Genomic DNA, 16,618 nt, shown 5'->3' with positions numbered 1-16,618 from the left:
CTCGGTCAGGCACTCGAGTGAAGAGACCCCAGCGGCCTGCCACACTTCGTAAGGTTCGGCCCAGTGTGTGGGGGACGTCGGCGTTTCGGCCAGGCTCGCGCCAGGCTGCCGCCCTCGGCAGGCAAGGGTCCGTGTACCCGGCACGCTCGCGATTTCGCTCTGTCATGCGGTTCACGCCACGTCCGAAACACGTGTGTTCGAACAGCCGGGCCACGTCGTTGAGCCCGGTGACATCCCGGAACACTCTCCATCGGAGGACGCCGTGCACCCCTCCCCCACCCGCCCCACCACCCCCCTCGCGCGCCCCTCCGCAAGGCCGGACACGAGGTGGGCGGCATGAGCGAGCACGTCGATGCCGAAGCCACCAAGCGCCCAGTTCCGGCGCCGCGGACCGCCCCACCCGCTCTCCCCCTCCCGCCCCGCGCCATGCCCGCCGGTCCCCAGGACGGGGACATGGCCGAGGAGATGGAGGAGGCGTACTGGTCGGTCCATGACGGCGCCGCCGCCCGCGCGACCGTCCGGCAGGTTCTTGTCCGGCTGCCACGGATCACCCGGCAGATCGGGCAGCTCGCCTGGCGCGCCGACCCGCGCGCAACCACCGCGGTCGTCGCGTGCCAGCTGGGCTCGTCGGCCATGTCCGCCTTCGGCCTGATCGCATCCGTCGCCGTGCTGCAGGAGCTGTTCGCCCAAGGGCCTACCCCCGACCGCGTACGCGCCGCCGTCCCGCAGATCCTCCTCGTCGTCGGGTTCCTCGCCATGCGCGCCTTGTCGGAGGCGGCGGTCGCGGTGGCACAGGCCCGCGTGACGCCCAAGATCCGCACCGCCCTGGAGAGTGACTTCTTCCATCTGACCGCGCACGTGCGGCTGGAGGCGGTGGAGGACGCCGACTGGCACGACGAGGTCTACCGCGCCAACGACCGGGGCCTGTTCTACGCCCGGCAGATCGTCGGCCAGGTCGTCTCCCTCGCCTCCGCCGTCCTCAGCCTCGCCGGCACCATCGGCGTTCTCGGCATCCTTCACCCCCTCTTGCTGCCGCTGCTCCTGTTGTCGGTCCTGCCGGTCGGGGCGGCGGCCGTACGCAGCGCCCGGGCCCGGTTCCACTCCTTCAAGCGGTGGAACGCCCTCCAACGCCGCGTCCGGGTCTTCTCCTGGCTGCTCCTCGACCAGGACGCCGCCGCCGAACTCCGCTCCGACACCGCGCAAGGCGCGCTCCTGGACGAGCACCGCCGCCTGATCACCCGCATCGCCGAGGAGGACACACGCCTGGGTGTGCAGGCGGCCCTCCTGAATCTGGCCGGCCGAGGGGTCGGCGGCCTCGGCACCGGGATCACGTACGTCGCGCTCGGCGCCATGCTGATCGCCGGCTGGCTCCCGCTGGCCGCCGGCGCCGGGGCGGTGCTCGCCATCCAGGCCGGACAGAACTCGCTGACCCGGCTCGTCGAAGTCAGCCACCTGGTCTACGAGCACGCGATGTGGGTCGACGACCTCCTCGCCGTACAGGAACGATGCCGGGGCCTCCAGCTCAGGACGGGCGAGGTCCACGCCCCGGACCGGGTGAAGACCATCACCCTGGAGGACGTGTTCTTCGCCTACGCGGGGAAGGACACCCCCGCGCTGAACGGGGTGTCCATGACTCTGACCGCGGGCGAAAGGGTCGCGTTCGTCGGTCTCAACGGTTCGGGCAAGAGCACCTGCGCGAAGATCCTGGCCGGTCTGCACGACGTGCAGAGGGGACGGATGTGCTGGGACGGCGTGGACGTCCGGACCATGGACGCGCAGTCCCTGCATCGGCAGGTCGCCTGTGTGCTCCAGGACCCCGTCCACTTCCCCTTCAGCGCCCTGTCCAACGTGACGGTGTCCACCGGCAGCCTCACCGAGGCCGACCCCGAGCGTGCCGTGGCCGCCGCCCGGGCCGCCGGCGCCGACCAGGTCATCGCGGACCTGCCCGGGCAGTGGGAGGCTCTGCTCTCGAAGCGGTTCCGCGGAGGCCAGGAACTGTCCGGCGGGCAGTGGGCCAAGATGGCCGTCGCCCGCGGCCTGTACAAAAACGCCTCACTGCTCCTGCTCGACGAGCCGACCGCGAGCATGGACCCGCCGTCCGAACACGCCGTCTACGAGGCGGTGCTGCGCGGGCGGCTGCGTGAGGACCAGATCACCGTCCTCATCTCGCACCGGCTCGCCAGCGTCGTCGACTGCGACCGCATCTACGTCTTCGACTCCGGCCGCATCGTCGAGTCGGGCTCGCACGACGAACTCATGGCGCTCGATGGCGACTACGCCGGCATGTTCACGCTGCAGGCCGACGGCTACCAGACCCACGGCGCCGCCCCGGAAGGGGCGGCGCCGTGACGGCCGGCACTCCCCCGACCCGGCTGACCGGGGTGAAGCTCCTGCTCGCCTCCGAGTTCGCCATCGTCCCCGTCTCGCTCTCCGACGGACCGGCGGGCACCGCGACCCGTAACCACATCGCGACCACGGCCGACGGCGACACCTGGTTCGTGAAGACCTACCCGTCGGCGCGGATCTGTCGAGGCTTGAAAGCGCCGCCCGGCTCAGCGAGTACGCGTACCTCTGCGGGGTGCCGGTGGCTCGCGCCCGCTCCGCGGTCGACGAGGAGCGGCTGGTCGCTTCCGCCAACGGGGTGACCTTGTCTGTGACCTCGTACATTCCCGGGGCGGTCACGGCGGAGGGCGAACTCACCGGAAGACGGTGGGAGGCCGTCGGCGAGGCGGTCGGACGGCTGCACCGGGGCCTGGCCCTCCACCCTCTCGGCCCTCCCCGGCTCGGCGCTCGGGACAAGGCCATCGACCCCGCGCGCTGCCGGGCGCGACTCGAAGAGCTCGTGTGCCACTACGAGGCGGCCTCGCCTCTCACCCGGTTCGAACAGTGGGCGCTGCGGACGGCGCGCGAGCGGCTGACCGGGATGCCGGAGGTGGAGCGCCTGCTGGAGCAGGTGCCGCGAGTGATGCTCTCGCAGGTGGTCCACGGGGACCTGTCAGGTCCGAATGTGCTCCTGCGCGGTCAACGGATGGCCGCCCTGATCGACTTCATGCCCCCGGGCCGCCGGGGTCCGGTGTGGGAACTGGGCCGTCTCGCGCTCGACCCCCGTACCGTGCTCTCCCGGCCGGACTGGCCGGACGGGCTGGGCCGTCTCGCCGCCGTCTACCACGACCTGCACCCGCGGGTGTCGGTGAATGAGCTGGTGAGCGTGGTCAGGGTGACCGCTGCGGCGCTCGCCATGTCGGTGTATCCGCTGAACACGCTCGCGGACCGGCTCGGTCCCGTCACCCCCTCGTTGGAGGCATACGCCCGGGCCCGCCTCCAGGCCGCCGTCGAGCTGCGCGAGCGCCTCGACGAGGCCGAGGAGGTGCTCCGGGCCCACCTTCGCTGACCGGCGCCCACCGGCTCACCCCGGCCTGGGGCCACCCTCGCGGTCACCCGCCCCGGCCCGCCTGCCGCGCCGACCGCCGACCCCAAACCGCCCGCCCCTGAACACGATGAGGTCCTGACCTGCCTCCCTCCCGCTCTCACATCAGTCACCTGACCAACGCCTACCTCGAACGGCACCCTGCCGAATGAGGCAACTCGGCCGGAGCGATCGAGTTCGCCACCCGGCACGGCGCCGAGGGCGCGTCGGTCTCGCTGATGCCGGACACCACTCCCCTGGTCCTGTCATGGGATGGGCGGAGGCTGCGCCTGGCCGGCGGCGTTCGTGGCGCCTCGGGCGCCCTGGGACAGCGCCTGCATATCTGCGGCATCACTGCGGCGCAGCACGTACAGCTTGCCCATGGCCACCAAGCTGGGGCCGCACAGCATGATCGCAAGCCACCACACGTCCTTGGCCACGTAGATTCCAGCACCGAGCATGGCGACGCTGATCACGGGGCCCACGTACACGCCGGTCATCCAGAGCGCGTGCTGACGCTTCTCTCGCGCAGTTGTACCTCGCGTTCCGCGGCTGCGTCAGCTTTCTCGTCCGCGCGTGCAGCCGCCTCCCGCTGCATGTCCAGCTGCCTGAGCCGGATTTGGTGTTCCCGCTTCAGCTGGGGTTCCAGGGCTTCGAAGGCAACCTTCAGTTGCTCCGGTCCGCCGAGGGCGGCACCCCACTTCATGGCGATCTCCAGCCCCGCCGAGACGACAGGGTCTTCTGACGGAAGGGGCAGAGCGCTGCTGCTTTCTTCCACACTCAAGGCCGGGCGCCTCCATCGCCGCTTCCTGCTGGGGTGTACTCGAGTTCTGTCGGTTCGGGAGGCGGTCCGAGACGTACGAAGAGGCGGGCGAGGGTGTGCTCGATCTCACCGGCCGCTCTGACTGCCGCGGTGGCCTCGTCCTGATGATGTGGCGCGTAGTCGCGCAGCAACTCGCCCGCGACGGCCCCCTGTTCAGCGAACGCGCGTCGCCTGGACGCGGCGCCTCGGACGTTGCCGCCCGCGAAGGCCGCTTCGGGCGGTACGGGCGGTACCGGCAGGTGGCCACCGTTGAGCGCCCGGCGCAGCCGGTACTCGTCCAGCGGCCCGGAGAAGGCCATCCCCTGCCCGTGCGTACAGCCCATCGCGCGCAGCGCGACGACCTGTTCCGGCAGGTCCACGCCGTCGGCCACGGACTGCAGCCCGAGGTCGGTTGCGAGCCGCAGCAGTCCGAAGGTGATCTTGTGCAGCGCGCGTCGGCCAGGCGCTCGGCAGCCGCTCCGGCTCCGCTGTGCTCCACAGCACGACCTCCCCGCAGCGCGCCGCACCTGAGAACGCGGCCAGACTCGGCGGCGGTCGGCGGCGGTTGAGATTGGGCGGACACCGAGAGCAGGCGGGAAGACATCACCCCGGTCCTGTAGCCGGCAGGCTGACCGCACACCGGTCATGCGTACTGGCGCAACCCAGTAATTCGCATCGCTGCGAACATCATCTTCGCCAGACACGCCGAGCGGACCGCATCGGCTCATCCTGCCGGATCCGCCCGTACCCTCGGCGCTGTGACGCTGACAGACGGAACGTACCGACTCGGGCCGTCGACCGGCCGCCTCTTGATCAAGACCGGCCGAACGGGACTGGGACGCCGGGCGGGGCACGACCTCACCATCGAAGCCACGCGATGGACCGGGGAGGCGGTGGTGGCTGTCGAGGACCCCGACAGGTCTTCGGTGAGCGTGACGGTCGAGACGGGCTCGCTGGAGGTCCGGGAAGGAAGCGGCGGGCTGAAGGCACTCACCGACGCCGACCGGGCCGAGATCAAACGGACGCTGGCGGGCAAGGCGCTGCTGGACTCCGCGGAGCACCCCACGATCGCCTTCCGTTCCACCCGTATCACGGGAACCCCGCAGTCCTTCGAGATCACCGGGGAACTCACCATCAGGGGACACACCCATCCCGTGACAGTGCACGGCAGGCGAAACGACGCCGGGGCGTTGCGCGGCTGGGCGACCGTCACGCAGTCCACCTGGGGAATCAAGCCTTACACCGCGTTCCTGGGCGCGCTGCGGCTGGCCGACGACGTCCGGGTGGAGTTCGAGATGGCCATGCTCGAACCGGCGGACGTGCCGCCGCGCACAGGCCAGGCGTGAGAGCGGCGTCGGCCGAATGCAATCACTCGTCCGCAGGCTTGCAGGCGGATCAGCCCTTCGGCTTCCTACGGTGGGGGCATGAGCAACATCGTCGTCGTGTACGAACTCGACAAGCCGATGGCCACACGCCCCTCCCCGAGGGCAGAGGGTGGCGAGGAACGGCACGTCCGCAAGGTGCACGCGGCGCCCACCGCCCCGGGGGAGCCCGCCGCCACAGGGCCGCGGACTCTGTGCGGAAAGGACACCTTCGCCATGGAAACGGGCCCCGGGATCACCGAGCACCCTGGGGCGCCCTGGTGCCCCACGCAGTACGCATCCGTGGTCTGCTCCGACTGCGATGCCGTGATCGAGACCTGATCGACACGCCGGCTGCCGCTATCGAAGGCCACAGGACTCTTAGAGCGACCGACGATAGGCCCGAGGGTTGCGGAAGCCCAAGGATCTCATGGCGATGGAAATGATCTACTGGTCCTCGCCTGTCATGTCGGAGGATCCGCTCGGCACCATCCCGCGCTGGCGCACCCCGTCGATCACGAGTGTCAGCAAGCGGTCGGTTTCGGCTGCGCCGTCACTGTCCCGCTCGGTGGCCAGTGCGATGGCCCCGACGAGTTTGAGCAGCTGGGTGATGGTGACCTCGGGGCGTACGGCATGCGCGTGGTGTGCGCGCGCGAGTAGTTCGCTGCCGGCGTTCATGATGAGCGTGTGGCAGGTGTCTCCCAGCGTCGGATCGCCGTCTCCGGCACCAGGCATCAGAGCTGCCCCCAGGCCCTTGTTGGCTACGGCGTGTGCCCCGACGGCGTGAAGCCAGGTGACGAGCGCGGCTTCCGGGTCGGGCTCGGCCGCGAGGTCGCGTGCCTTGGCACAGAGAGTCTCCACCCGATCTTTGAAGACGGCCTCCAATAGCGCCTGCCGGGATGGGAAGTGCCGGTGCAGTGTGGCTGAGCCGACCCCGGCATGCCGCGCGATCTCCTCCAAGGAGGCTTCTACGCCACGTTGAGCGATGGCGGCTCCGGCGGCGGCCAGGATCCGTTCGTAGTTGCGCCGCGCGTCGGCACGCATGGGACGCCTGGGCGAGGACGGCACGGTGGCGTCTTGAGACACGGGAACTCCTGACGGCTTGCTAACCGGGGTGGTCCTCCATATTGTATCGAGCGCCAACCGGAGGGCCACCCCACTTACGGATTCGTCCTCCCCAGTGCTTGCGTGATCCAGGAGAGACAGTGGAGCCGACGGACAAGACCATCGTGGTGACAGGCGCGACCGGCCTGCAGGGCCGGGCAGTGACCAGGCATCTGCTCGACGGTGGCTGGCATGTGCGCGCCCTCACGCGCGATCCGGACGGGGCGCCGGCCGAGGCCCTGGCGAGCGCCGGCGCGAGGATCGTGCGCGCGGAGATGGGGGACGTCGACTCCCTCATCGAGGCTGCCGAAGGCGCCTACGGCCTGTTCAGCGTCCAGCCCACGGTGGGCTCCCCTGGCACGGCGCCCGACTTCTCTGCCGAGGACGAGGTCCGCTGGGGAATGAACATCGCCGAGGCCGCCCAGACCGCCGGGATCAAGCACCTCGTCTTCAGCTCGGTGGCCGGCGCGGACCGCCACGGCAGTGAGGCGTTGCCGCAGAACCTGATCAGCAAGTGGCGGATTGAGCAGCATCTCGCGAAGCTCGGCCTGCGCGCCACGATTCTGCGGCCGGTCTCCTTCATGGAGAACTACACCGGTGAGTACGCCCTGCAAGGCGGCAACCTGGTCTCAGGTATCGCCCCCGACGTTCCGCTACATATCATGGCTGTTGACGATGTCGGCTTCGTCACCGCCCTGGCCTTCTCCCGGCCCCAGGAGTGGATCGGGCGATCGACGAGCCTGGCCGGCGACGAACTGACCCCGGTCCAGATTGCCGCACACATCGCGACGGCAATCGGGCGCCCGCTTCCGTACGCCAGGATCCCGATAGAAACGATCCGCGCCGTCAACGAGCAGTTCGCGTTCGCCCACGAGTGGCTCAACGAACGCGGCTACCGCGCGGACATCCCCGCCACGCGGCGGATCCACCCTGCCGCGATGGACTTCGGCACCTGGCTGGAGCGAACCGGTGCAACACAGATCACGGCATTCCTGGACGCCCAGGATGTACAGGGACAGGACACGTGAGCGGCCAGATGCCCCACCTCGGTCGCATCGGCATCTGGGCAGGCGAACTCGACAGCTGCTCGGCGTCCGGTGTCCGCGAGGCCGTGGCCACGATCGAGGACCTCGGCTTCGGCACCTTGTGGTTCCCCGAGACAGCGGGGCGGGAAGCGATGGCACAGGCCGGGATCCTGCTGTCACAGACCCGAAGCATCGTGGTGGCAGCCGGCAGCACGGACATCTACGCGCGCGACCCGGTCACGACCGCCGCCGCACAGCGCACTCTTGAAGAGGCATTCCCGGGACGCTTCCTACTCGGCCTGTGGGACAGCCACCCCAGCCTCGCGGAAGATGTCCGCGGCCACCGCTTCGGCCCCCCACTGCCCACCATGCGCGCCTACCTCGACGCGATGGACACCGCCCCGTTCGGGCCGCCGGCCACGGGAGTCTCACCACACCGTGTGCTCATGGCCCTGGACCCCGGAATGCTCGCACTCGCCGCCGAACGGGCCTGGGGCGCCAACCCGTTGGGCATGCCGGTCGAACACACCCGCAACTCCAGAGCAGCGCTCGGACCCACCGGGCTGCTGGCCGTCACCCAGCTGTGCGTGCTGGGCCCGGACCGCTCACACACCGCCGCGCCGGCTCGCGCCACGGCAGCAGCTGCCCTGCCCAACCGCCGCACCCTGCTCCCAGACCTGGGGTATGAGGGCGTGGACTCGCTCGACGACCGACTCGTCGACGCGCTCGTGGCCCACGGCACCGCCGAGGACATCGCCCGCCGTGTCCATGAGCACCTTGACGCCGGGGGCCGACCACGTCAGCCTTCACCTCCTCACCACCACACCCGACACCCCGCCCACACAGCAGTGGAAGCAACTCGCAGCACACTTGCTCCCCTGACCCGGCCCGGGAACATGGCGAACAGGCGCGGCTCTGCCACCGTCGACGCGTTCCAGACAGGATGGTGTTCGGCCTGGTTGTCGAAGCCCTGGTACACGGCTCCGGATACGAACGAGTGGCCACCGCCGACTGCTCGGACTGGACCATCCGCAACAGGCTCAGACAACGGAGCACCTGGGACTGGCGCCCGAACTGCACCGCATCGCGCTGACCGCGTACGACAGGATGATCGGCCTGGAGCTGTCCGAGCTGTCGGTCGACGCCTGTCACATCAAGGCCCCATGCAAGGGAGACAAGGCAGGGCCGTCGCCAGTCGACCGGGCCAAGCAGGGGGCTCAAGCGTTCCACCATGGTCGACGGCGACGGGATACCGCTCGGTCTGGCCTCAGCCGGGGCCAATCAGCACGACTCGGTCCTGCTCGAACCGACCATCAACGCGGCCAAGCACCAGGTCGGAAACCTGCCCACCAAGCCACCGTGCATCTCGATTCCGCCTACGACGGCGAGCCCAGCCGCCGGATCCTCAACGACCACGACCTCGTCGGCGAGATCGCCCGCAAGGGCGTGCCTGCTGGGATCCAAGTCGGCATGCGCTGGATGGTTGAGCGCACACAATCCTGGATTCATCACTGTGCGCGCCTTAATCCGACGTGCCAGAAAGCTCCATCGGTGGCCCAGTCGCCCAACTGCACGTCGCCTGAGACGCCGCCTACCCTCGGCTGCTCTTAAACCGCTCGCGATTCCTAGGGGAACTCCACTTCGGCCTGGGCCGCCGCTCGACTGCACATGAGTCAGCCGCCGTTGAGCCGAGCGATCAAGCAGCTGGAGACCGAGGTCGGTGACCTGTTGTTCGCCCGCTCGCCTGCCGGCGTCACGCTCACCCCGGTGGGCGCGGTACTGCTCGATGAGGCGTCGGCCCTGCTCGACCAGGCCCGACCGCGTCCGCGCGACCGCGGCGGCAGTCGTACTGGAACGGTGGCGAGCCGCGCGAGGGCCCAGTGGTGCGCGTCGTCGAGGAATGCCTGCAGGCCGTGCTGTGGAATGGCACCGTCGGCCTGGCCCCGCTCGAACACAACCTGCCCGCAGAGCTGGTCGCGGTGCCGCTGATCGTGGCGCCTGGGGCGTCGCGGCGGCGTCACGGGGAGGGCGTCGGTTTCCCTGCCGCGGCAGGGCGGTGGCCGTCCCGGCGCTGTTGCTGTTGCTCGTGCTGTTGAAGTACGTCGAGGACCACCGATCCGTCGACGGTCTCGCGGCTGGTGAGTAGTTCGGCCAGGGTCTCCAGAGCCTTGCGGTGGTCGCGCAGCAGGGCTACGGCGCGTTCCTCGGCGTGCCGCACCAGGCGGGCTGTCTCCTTGTCGACGATCCGCTGGGTCTGCTCGGAGTAGGGCCGGTGCAGCGTGTCCTCGGTGCTCTCGCCGCCGAGGTAGTGGGGGGCGCCGGAGCCGTATCCGACGGGGCCGAGCGCCGGGGACAGGCCGAACTCGCGGACCATGCGGGCTGCGATCTGTGTGGCGCCGGCCAGGTCGTCGGCGGCACCGGTCGAGCCCTCGCCGAAGACGACCAGTTCGGCGGCCCGGCCGCCGAGCCGTACGGTGAGCAGGTCGGTCAGATAGCTCTCGCTGTACAAGTGCCGTTCGGCTTCGGGGAGTTGTTCGGTGGCGCCCAGTGCGGGCCCGGAGGGCAGGATGGTGACCTTGGCGACCGGGTCGGCATGCTCGCACAGGGCCGCCATGAGCGCGTGTCCGGATTCGTGCACGGCGACGGCGTGCCGTTCCTCGGGGAGCAGGGCGTTGGTGGACTCCCGCCGCCCGAGCAGGAGCCGGTCGCGGGCGTCGTCGAGGTCCTTGGCGCCGATGACGGCACGGTCGGCCCGGACGGCGTTGATGGCGGCCTCGTTGACCAGGTTGGCCAGGTCCGCGCCGGAGAAGCCCGGTGTGGCCCGGGCGACGGCGTCCCAGTCGACGTCCGGTGCCAGGGTCTTGCCGCGGGCGTGGACGGCCAGGATCGCCGCCCGCTCGGCCTGGTTGGGCAGCGGCACCGTCACGTGCCGGTCGAAGCGGCCCGGGCGCAGGAGCGCGGGGTCGAGGGCCTCGGGCCGGTTGGTGGCGGCGAGCACCACGATGCCGCTGGACTGGTCGAAGCCGTCCATCTCGGCGAGGAGCTGGTTGAGGGTCTGCTCGCGCTCCTCGTTGCCGCCCAGCCGGGTGGCCCCGCCGCGACGGCTGCCGACGGCGTCGATCTCATCGATGAAGATGATCGAGGGGGCGCGTTTGCGGGCCTCGGCGAACAGATCGCGCACCCGTGAGGCGCCGACGCCGACGAACATCTCCACGAACGCCGAGCCGGTCACCGACAGGAACGGGACCTCCGCCTCGCCGGCCACCGCGCGGGCGATGAGGGTCTTGCCGGTGCCCGGCGGCCCCACCATGATCACGCCACGGGGCCCTTTGGCTCCCGCGACCGCATAGCGTTCGGGGCTGCGCAGGAAGTCGACGATCTCGCTGACCTCCTGCTTGACCCCCTCGTAGCCGGCCACGTCCTCGAAGCGGGTGGTCGGCCGCTCGGTCTCGATGATCTTGGCGCGGGCACGCCCGATGGCGCTGAGTCCTCCGCCCAGTGCCTGGGCGGCCCGGCGGGTGCTCCACAGGAACAGGGCGATGATGAGCAGCAGCGGGAGGAACACCACCAGCAGCGTCCCCCAGAGGCCGTCGCCGCTGCTCCGGGACGCGGTGATCTCCACGTCCTTGGACTCCAGCTGCTGCTCCAGGCGGCTGTTGTCCAGGGCGGTCGGTATCCGCGTGGTGAACTTCTTGCCGTCCTTCAGGGTGCCCTCGATGGCGCCCGTGTCGTTGATGTCGACCGCCTTGACCTGACCGCCGCTCACCTTGCCGACGAAGTCGCTGTACGACAGCGATGTGCCCTCCTGGGGCGAGGGGACTCGCATCAGGACCACGAGCAGCAGGACCAGCATGGCGGGCAGCAGCCAGCGCCACCAGGAAGGTGACGACGAAGGTGCCGGGGGCTTGGGCGGCTCACGGGGAGGCCCCGGTTTGGCCGACCGTGACAGATGCCGGCCTGGCAGACAGACTGATGTGATCACCGGACGGCTCCTTGGCGAAGGACGAACCTCGGGCGAGGCCGTTCCCGGAATGCGAAGACGTGTGGATCGCAGGTGGGCGTCCACTTCCAGGATCAGCGCCTTTCCCACCAATCGGGAAGATCGACCGCACCGAATCGCGGCCATTCCCGCCTCGGGCCACTTCTGCCGTCTTCAGGGCCGGTATGGAGATCCCGGTAGCCCGTGTCCGGCGCCTTGCGAGCCGCGTTGCCCGAACAGACGACCCTCGGCAGCGCGGAGAGTGGCTCGACCGCCTCGCCGCCGACACTTGAGGCATCCGCGGCAACGCGGTCGGCTCACAAGGGCTCAAACGGCTACCTCGCGGCGGGCCGATGGCCGTCGCGACTGCGGCCTGCGCATGGGCATCCCGCCTCATCCAGGTCGCACTCGCCGCCGACGATCACAGGACCCATCCGGGGGCCTGGCGGGTGGTGGCCGCCGCGCCCATGCGCTCGATTTCGTGCTCGGCGGTGTCCAACAGCTGCTGGGCGAGGTCACGCATGGCACGGCCCGCAGCCAGTTCGTCGCCGATCTCCGGCACATTCGTGTCCGTCGGATGGCAGTGCGCGACGCCGTGGCCGGTGAGCGCGGTGTCCCCGGCGTCCAGCACCGCGTTCGCCGTCGTCGTTCCCTCGTCCTCGACGAGGCGGAGACGGACCTTCCATTCCGTCGTGTGCGACATCACCGACTCCTCACTTCGGTACGGTCCGACGCGATACGGATACGGTCTGCTCTGGGCCCGAGGGCGGCGCAGTGGGGCCCGAAGTCTCCTCCATGATGCGGCGCCGGACCTGGGCGGCGAGTGCGCTCAGCCTCCCACTGCCGCTGTGGTGCCACGTGGACCAGGAACTACCTGGTGGACGAAGGAGCCCCCGAGGAGTGAGCACAGGCACGGGCGGCGGCCGGGTCAGTCGCCGTCGTGCGTGAGGTCGCTCGGGGCTGTCGGTGTGGCCAGGATGTCGGGACCCGTGCCTCCCGGGTGCCGTGCCTCGCGGGCGAGGGCCGCGATGGTGCCTCCGGCGAGGACGGTACGACGGCGGGTGTCGGGGAGCCGGTGGCGGACCTGGTAGGTCTCGTTCTTGGTGGTGTTGTGCAGGGGCAGGCCGGGGCCGGCTCCGGGGGCCAGTGCGTCGTGCAGGTTCTCCAGTCGTAGCCGGTCGCCGGGGTCGATGCGGTCGTAGTCGGCCGGGTCGGCGAATTCCAGGGGCAGAACGCCGAAGTTGCTCAGGTTCTGCCAGTGGATACGGGCGTAGGACTTGGCAATGACGGCGCGCAGCCCAAGATGGCGTGGCGTGATGGCGGCGTGCTCGCGGGAGGAACCCTGGCCGTAGTTCTCCCCACCGACGACGAAGTGGCGACCGGGCCTGCCGTCGGTGGCCAGTTCGGCGGCGTGCCGGGGGTAGTCCGGGTCGATCCGGGTGAAGGTGAACTCGGCGAGCTTGGGGATGTTGGAGCGGTACGGCAGTGCTTTCGCGCCGGCCGGGGAGATCTCGTCGGTGGAGACGTTGTCTGCGCACTTGAGCAGGACCGGTCCGTCCAGCAGGTCGGGCAGTGGGTCGAAGTCGGGCAGGCCGGAGATGTTGGGGCCGCGCTCCAGTTCGATGAGGGCGGCCTCCTCGGGCGGCAGCGGCGCCTCGAACATGGCGCGATTGACCGACGCGCGCTCAGGAAGGAGCAGCTGCGGGTAGGGCACGCCCTGCTTGGCCGCCCACTCCCGGGGGTCCGTGATCTCGCCCGTGAGGGCGGAGACGGCGGCCGTCTCCGGGGAGCAGAGCCATACCGCGTCCTGTTCGGTGCCGGAGCGGCCGGGAAAATTGCGTGGGAAGGTGCGCAGGCTGTTACGGCCGACGGCCGGGGCCTGGCCCATCCCGATGCAGCCGAGGCAGCCGGCCTGGTGGATACGGGCCCCGGCGGCGATCAGCTCGAAGGTGGCGCCCGTCTTGGTGAGGTCGGCAAGGATCTCGCGGGAGGTCGGGTTGACGTCGAAGCTGACGGCGGGGTCGGTCTGGCGACCGGCGACAATCGCGGCGGCGATGGCGAAGTCACGCAGCCCCGGGTTGGCGGAGGAGCCGATGACGGCCTGCCCGATCGGTTCGCCCGCGACCTCGCGCACTGGGACGACGTTGCCGGGCGAGGTGGGGCGGGCGATGAGCGGTTCGAGCGTGGCGAGGTCGATCTCGTCGGTGAGGTCGTAGACGGCGTCCGGCTCGGCGGCCAACTCACGGAAGTCGGCCTCGCGGTCCTCGGCGCGCAGGAAGGCGCGCACCGCCGCGTCGGAGGGGAAGACGGAGGTGGTGGCGCCCAGCTCGGCACCCATGTTGGCGATGACATGCCGGTCCATCGCGGTCAGACCCGCCAGGCCCGGGCCGTGGTACTCCAGGATCCGGTTGACCGCTCCCTTGACGCCGTGGCGCCGCAGCAGCTCCAATACCACGTCCTTGGCGCTCACCCACTCCGGCAGGCGGCCGGTCAGGCGGATGCCCCAGATCTCCGGCATGGTCACATGCAGTGGCCGTCCGGCCATGGCGAGCGCAACCTCCAGGCCGCCGGTGCCCACAGCGAGCATGCCGAGCGACCCGGCGGCGCAGGTGTGCGAGTCGGACCCGGCGAGCGTCTTGCCGGGGATGCCGAAGCGTTGCATGTGGGTGGGGTGGGAGACGCCGTTGCCGGGCTTGGAGTACCAGATGCCGAAGCGGCGGGAGGCGGAGCGCAGGAAGGCGTGGTCCTCGGCGTTGCGCTCGTCCGCCTGGAGCAGGTTGTGGTCGACGTACTGGACGCTGACCTCGGTACGGACCCGCTCCAGCCCGAGCGCCTCCAGCTCCTGCATCACCAGCGTGCCCGTCGCGTCCTGCGTGAGCGTCTGATCGATCCGCAACCCGATCTCACGACCCGGCTCCATCCGCCCGTCGAGGAGATGGTCGGCGATCAGCCGGTGCGCCAGCGTGCCATGGGAACGCGTCACACCACCCAGGCTGCGCGCCCCACCCAGGAAGCGGCAAGCCGACGCACGACGCCTTGGCCTCCCGAACAGCGTGAGCAGCACCCGAGCGGTTACCTGACTTCGGCGTTTCAAGGTGATGGCGGTGGGAGATCGAGGGAGAGCAGAGGTCGGTGGGCAGCCCCGGGTGGCCTGCCCACCGACCTTCTGTTGGTGAGTCAGCCGATCCAGCCCGGGTTGCGGCCGCTGAGGGCGAGCGCGCGGTCGAAGGCGGAGGCGTCGGCCGGTGCGGTGACGGCCTGGCCGTATCCGCCCTTGGCGCGGGCCTGCTCGGCGATCTGCTCGACCACGCCGAGCAGTACGGTGCCCGCTTCCTCGCCGACCACGAAGGGCTGGCCGGTGGCGCGGGCCAGGTCCCAGCCGTGCAGGGCGAGCTCCTGCAGGGTGATGCCGGCGGCGAGGCTCGCGGGGTAAGTGCCGGGGCCGAACTGGGTCTCGCCGGTCATCGCCTCCGGCTTCAGCCAGGCCGCGACCGCGCGCTCGGCGCTGGCCGCCACCGCGGCGGGCTCGGTGAGGGGGGTGGGCTCGCCGGCGCGGGGGAGCTTGGCGGCCGCAAGCTCGGAGTCGGGGAGCACGCCGCCGAGGTGGGCGAACAGGTCGGCGACGGTGTACTGCGCGCACGGGGTGGCGGCGCTGAGGCGGTCGGCCGGGATGGCCTCGGCGGTGCGGGCGAACAGGGTGGCGAACTCGGTCAGTGCGGTCTGCATGGAAGGGGCCTCTGGTTTCTCGGACTCGTTGGTTCTCGTGGGAGTTACTTAAGTCGACACTAAAATGAGGACCGAGCAGAGCGCAAGCTGAAGCCTCGACTAAAATGACGGGCATGGAAGCGGTCCAAGCGATAGCCGAACCCCGCCGACGCGAGATCCTGCGGCTGGTCTGGGACGACGAGCTGTGCGCGGGCGACATCGCCGAGCGGTTCGAGGTGACCTTCGGTGCGGTCTCCCAGCATCTGAAGGTGCTGCGCGACGCGGGCCTGGTCACGTTGCGCCAGGAGGGCCGCAAGCGGTACTACCGGGCCGACCGGGAGACGATGGGACCGCTGGCGGCCTACCTGCAGTCGATGTGGGCCGACAAGCTGGACGTGCTCGCCGAACTGGCGGAAGCGGCAGAGGCAACGGAGGCGGCCGAACGGGCCGAGAAGTCGGAGGGGAGCGGCGCATGACGACGACCGACCAGGTGGTGCTGGAGCGGCGGATCGCCGCCCGCCCGGAGACGGTGTTCTCATTCTTCACCGACCGGGAGAAGTGGCTCTCCTGGATGGGCCGGGACGGCGAGTTCTCCTTCACCCCGGGCGGGGCGTACCGGACCGGCGTCAACCGCCACTGCGACGCCGTCGGGCAGTTCCTGGCCGTGGACCCGTACCACCGGGTGGTCTTCACCTGGGGCTACGAGGACGGGGCCAAGTCGGTGCCGCCCGGCGCCAGCACGGTCGAGGTGACCCTGGCCCCCGACGGCGAGGGCACCCTGCTCACCCTGGTCCACCGCGACCTGCCCACCGAGGCCTGCGCCCCGCACTTCGAGGGCTGGACCCACTACCTGGACCGCCTGGTCGAGCGCGCCGAGGGCGGAGACCCGGGGCCGGACAAGTGGCTGGAGCCGCATACCTCTGTTCCGCACTGAGGGCGCGACGATACTGGCCGGATGGGGTTCCTTATCTGCCTCACGCTGCCCGGACTGGTGCTGCCGCTACCGACTTCGGCGCTTCAAGGGGATGGCGGAGGGAGATCGAGGGAGAGCCCGGTTCCGGCGAGGAAGCCATCGAGGACGTCGCTTCGAGTACCGAACGCTGCTGCCCGGCGAAATCATCACCGAAGACATCGATGCCACGCTCCGTGACGGAGTGCTGACTATCAAAGTTCCGAAAGCGGAGATGGCCAAGCCCCGCAACATCGAGATCACGGCCGGAGACTGAAGCCGTGCGC

At 70.2% G+C, this 16,618-nt stretch carries 15 protein-coding genes and 4 pseudogenes; 11 read left to right on the top strand and 8 right to left on the bottom strand.

Going from position 1 to position 16,618, the window contains the following annotated elements; translation table 11 throughout:
• Positions 1-336: 336 nt before the first annotated feature.
• Positions 337-2,349, top strand: a complete 2,013-nt coding sequence (locus ACZ4VI_RS14930; RefSeq protein ID WP_467999616.1) for an ATP-binding cassette domain-containing protein — start codon at positions 337-339, stop codon at positions 2,347-2,349.
• A gap of 142 nt (positions 2,350-2,491) precedes the next feature.
• Positions 2,492-3,391 (top strand): phosphotransferase, encoded by a 900-nt coding sequence (locus tag ACZ4VI_RS14925; RefSeq protein WP_467999648.1) that lies wholly within the window; start codon positions 2,492-2,494, stop codon positions 3,389-3,391.
• A 281-nt stretch (positions 3,392-3,672) separates the two neighbouring features.
• Here the strand turns inward: ACZ4VI_RS14925 and ACZ4VI_RS14920 are convergent, their stop codons facing one another.
• From ACZ4VI_RS14920 to ACZ4VI_RS14910, 3 genes and pseudogenes are all read right to left on the bottom strand, one after another.
• Positions 3,673-3,906, bottom strand: coding sequence for a hypothetical protein (locus ACZ4VI_RS14920; RefSeq protein WP_467999615.1), 234 nt, complete (start codon positions 3,904-3,906; stop codon positions 3,673-3,675).
• Positions 3,903-4,190, bottom strand: coding sequence for a hypothetical protein (locus tag ACZ4VI_RS14915; protein WP_467999614.1), 288 nt, complete (start codon positions 4,188-4,190; stop codon positions 3,903-3,905). Before ACZ4VI_RS14915 ends, ACZ4VI_RS14920 begins: the two co-directional genes overlap by 4 nt.
• Positions 4,187-4,657: pseudogene (locus ACZ4VI_RS14910) on the bottom strand (EAL domain-containing protein); the annotation flags it as partial. The gene ACZ4VI_RS14915 and the pseudogene ACZ4VI_RS14910, both read right to left, overlap by 4 nt.
• A gap of 309 nt (positions 4,658-4,966) precedes the next feature.
• Here ACZ4VI_RS14910 and ACZ4VI_RS14905 point away from each other — a divergent pair.
• Positions 4,967-5,554, top strand: coding sequence for a YceI family protein (locus ACZ4VI_RS14905; RefSeq protein ID WP_467999613.1), 588 nt, complete (start codon positions 4,967-4,969; stop codon positions 5,552-5,554).
• A 78-nt stretch (positions 5,555-5,632) separates the two neighbouring features.
• A complete protein-coding gene (locus tag ACZ4VI_RS14900; protein WP_467999612.1) occupies positions 5,633-5,911 on the top strand; it encodes a hypothetical protein in 279 nt (92 codons plus the stop codon).
• A gap of 105 nt (positions 5,912-6,016) precedes the next feature.
• Here ACZ4VI_RS14900 and ACZ4VI_RS14895 read toward each other — a convergent pair whose 3' ends face one another.
• On the bottom strand, positions 6,017-6,613 hold the full coding sequence (locus ACZ4VI_RS14895) for a TetR/AcrR family transcriptional regulator (RefSeq protein ID WP_467999611.1): 597 nt from the start codon (positions 6,611-6,613) through the stop codon (positions 6,017-6,019).
• A gap of 161 nt (positions 6,614-6,774) precedes the next feature.
• Here ACZ4VI_RS14895 and ACZ4VI_RS14890 point away from each other — a divergent pair, with 161 nt between their 5' ends.
• From ACZ4VI_RS14890 to ACZ4VI_RS14875, 4 genes and pseudogenes are all read left to right on the top strand, one after another.
• A complete protein-coding gene (locus ACZ4VI_RS14890; protein WP_467999610.1) occupies positions 6,775-7,701 on the top strand; it encodes an NmrA/HSCARG family protein in 927 nt (308 codons plus the stop codon).
• Positions 7,702-7,709: 8 nt separating this feature from the next.
• Positions 7,710-8,426, top strand: a pseudogene (locus ACZ4VI_RS14885) (LLM class flavin-dependent oxidoreductase); the annotation flags it as partial.
• A gap of 152 nt (positions 8,427-8,578) precedes the next feature.
• A pseudogene (locus ACZ4VI_RS14880) lies at positions 8,579-9,280 on the top strand (transposase family protein); the annotation flags it as partial.
• Between the two features lie 19 nt (positions 9,281-9,299).
• Positions 9,300-9,794 (top strand): annotated as a pseudogene (locus ACZ4VI_RS14875) (LysR family transcriptional regulator).
• Here ACZ4VI_RS14875 and ftsH read toward each other — a convergent pair.
• The 4 genes from ftsH to ACZ4VI_RS14855 form a co-directional block, all read right to left on the bottom strand.
• Positions 9,716-11,680: an ATP-dependent zinc metalloprotease FtsH gene (ftsH, locus tag ACZ4VI_RS14870; RefSeq protein WP_467999609.1), complete on the bottom strand. Its 1,965-nt coding sequence runs from the start codon at positions 11,678-11,680 to the stop codon at positions 9,716-9,718. The pseudogene ACZ4VI_RS14875 and the gene ftsH overlap by 79 nt on opposite strands.
• 418 nt (positions 11,681-12,098) lie before the next feature.
• Entirely contained in the window at positions 12,099-12,380 is a 282-nt protein-coding gene (locus ACZ4VI_RS14865; protein WP_467999608.1) for a DUF1876 domain-containing protein, read from the bottom strand.
• A 225-nt stretch (positions 12,381-12,605) separates the two neighbouring features.
• Positions 12,606-14,660, bottom strand: coding sequence for an aconitate hydratase (locus tag ACZ4VI_RS14860; protein ID WP_467999607.1), 2,055 nt, complete (start codon positions 14,658-14,660; stop codon positions 12,606-12,608).
• Between the two features lie 194 nt (positions 14,661-14,854).
• Complete coding sequence (locus tag ACZ4VI_RS14855) at positions 14,855-15,403, bottom strand: TIGR03086 family metal-binding protein (RefSeq protein ID WP_467999606.1); 549 nt, start codon at positions 15,401-15,403, stop codon at positions 14,855-14,857.
• 113 nt (positions 15,404-15,516) lie between these two features.
• Here ACZ4VI_RS14855 and ACZ4VI_RS14850 point away from each other — a divergent pair, with 113 nt between their 5' ends.
• The 3 genes from ACZ4VI_RS14850 to ACZ4VI_RS14840 all read left to right on the top strand — a co-directional run bounded on the left by ACZ4VI_RS14850 (position 15,517) and on the right by ACZ4VI_RS14840 (position 16,608).
• On the top strand, positions 15,517-15,858 hold the full coding sequence (locus tag ACZ4VI_RS14850; protein ID WP_467999605.1) for an ArsR/SmtB family transcription factor: 342 nt from the start codon (positions 15,517-15,519) through the stop codon (positions 15,856-15,858).
• Positions 15,855-16,316, top strand: coding sequence for an SRPBCC family protein (locus tag ACZ4VI_RS14845; RefSeq protein WP_467999604.1), 462 nt, complete (start codon positions 15,855-15,857; stop codon positions 16,314-16,316). Before ACZ4VI_RS14850 ends, ACZ4VI_RS14845 begins: the two co-directional genes overlap by 4 nt.
• A gap of 91 nt (positions 16,317-16,407) precedes the next feature.
• Positions 16,408-16,608 carry an Hsp20/alpha crystallin family protein gene (locus tag ACZ4VI_RS14840; RefSeq protein ID WP_467999603.1) on the top strand — a complete coding sequence of 67 codons (201 nt, stop codon included), beginning with the start codon at positions 16,408-16,410 and terminating at the stop codon, positions 16,606-16,608.
• Positions 16,609-16,618: the final 10 nt, after the last annotated feature.

It is taken from the genome of Streptomyces sp. NPDC029169, assembly GCF_055563935.1.
Note: the sequence above shows the minus strand (reverse complement) of the source record. Positions and strands in the feature narration are given on the sequence as shown.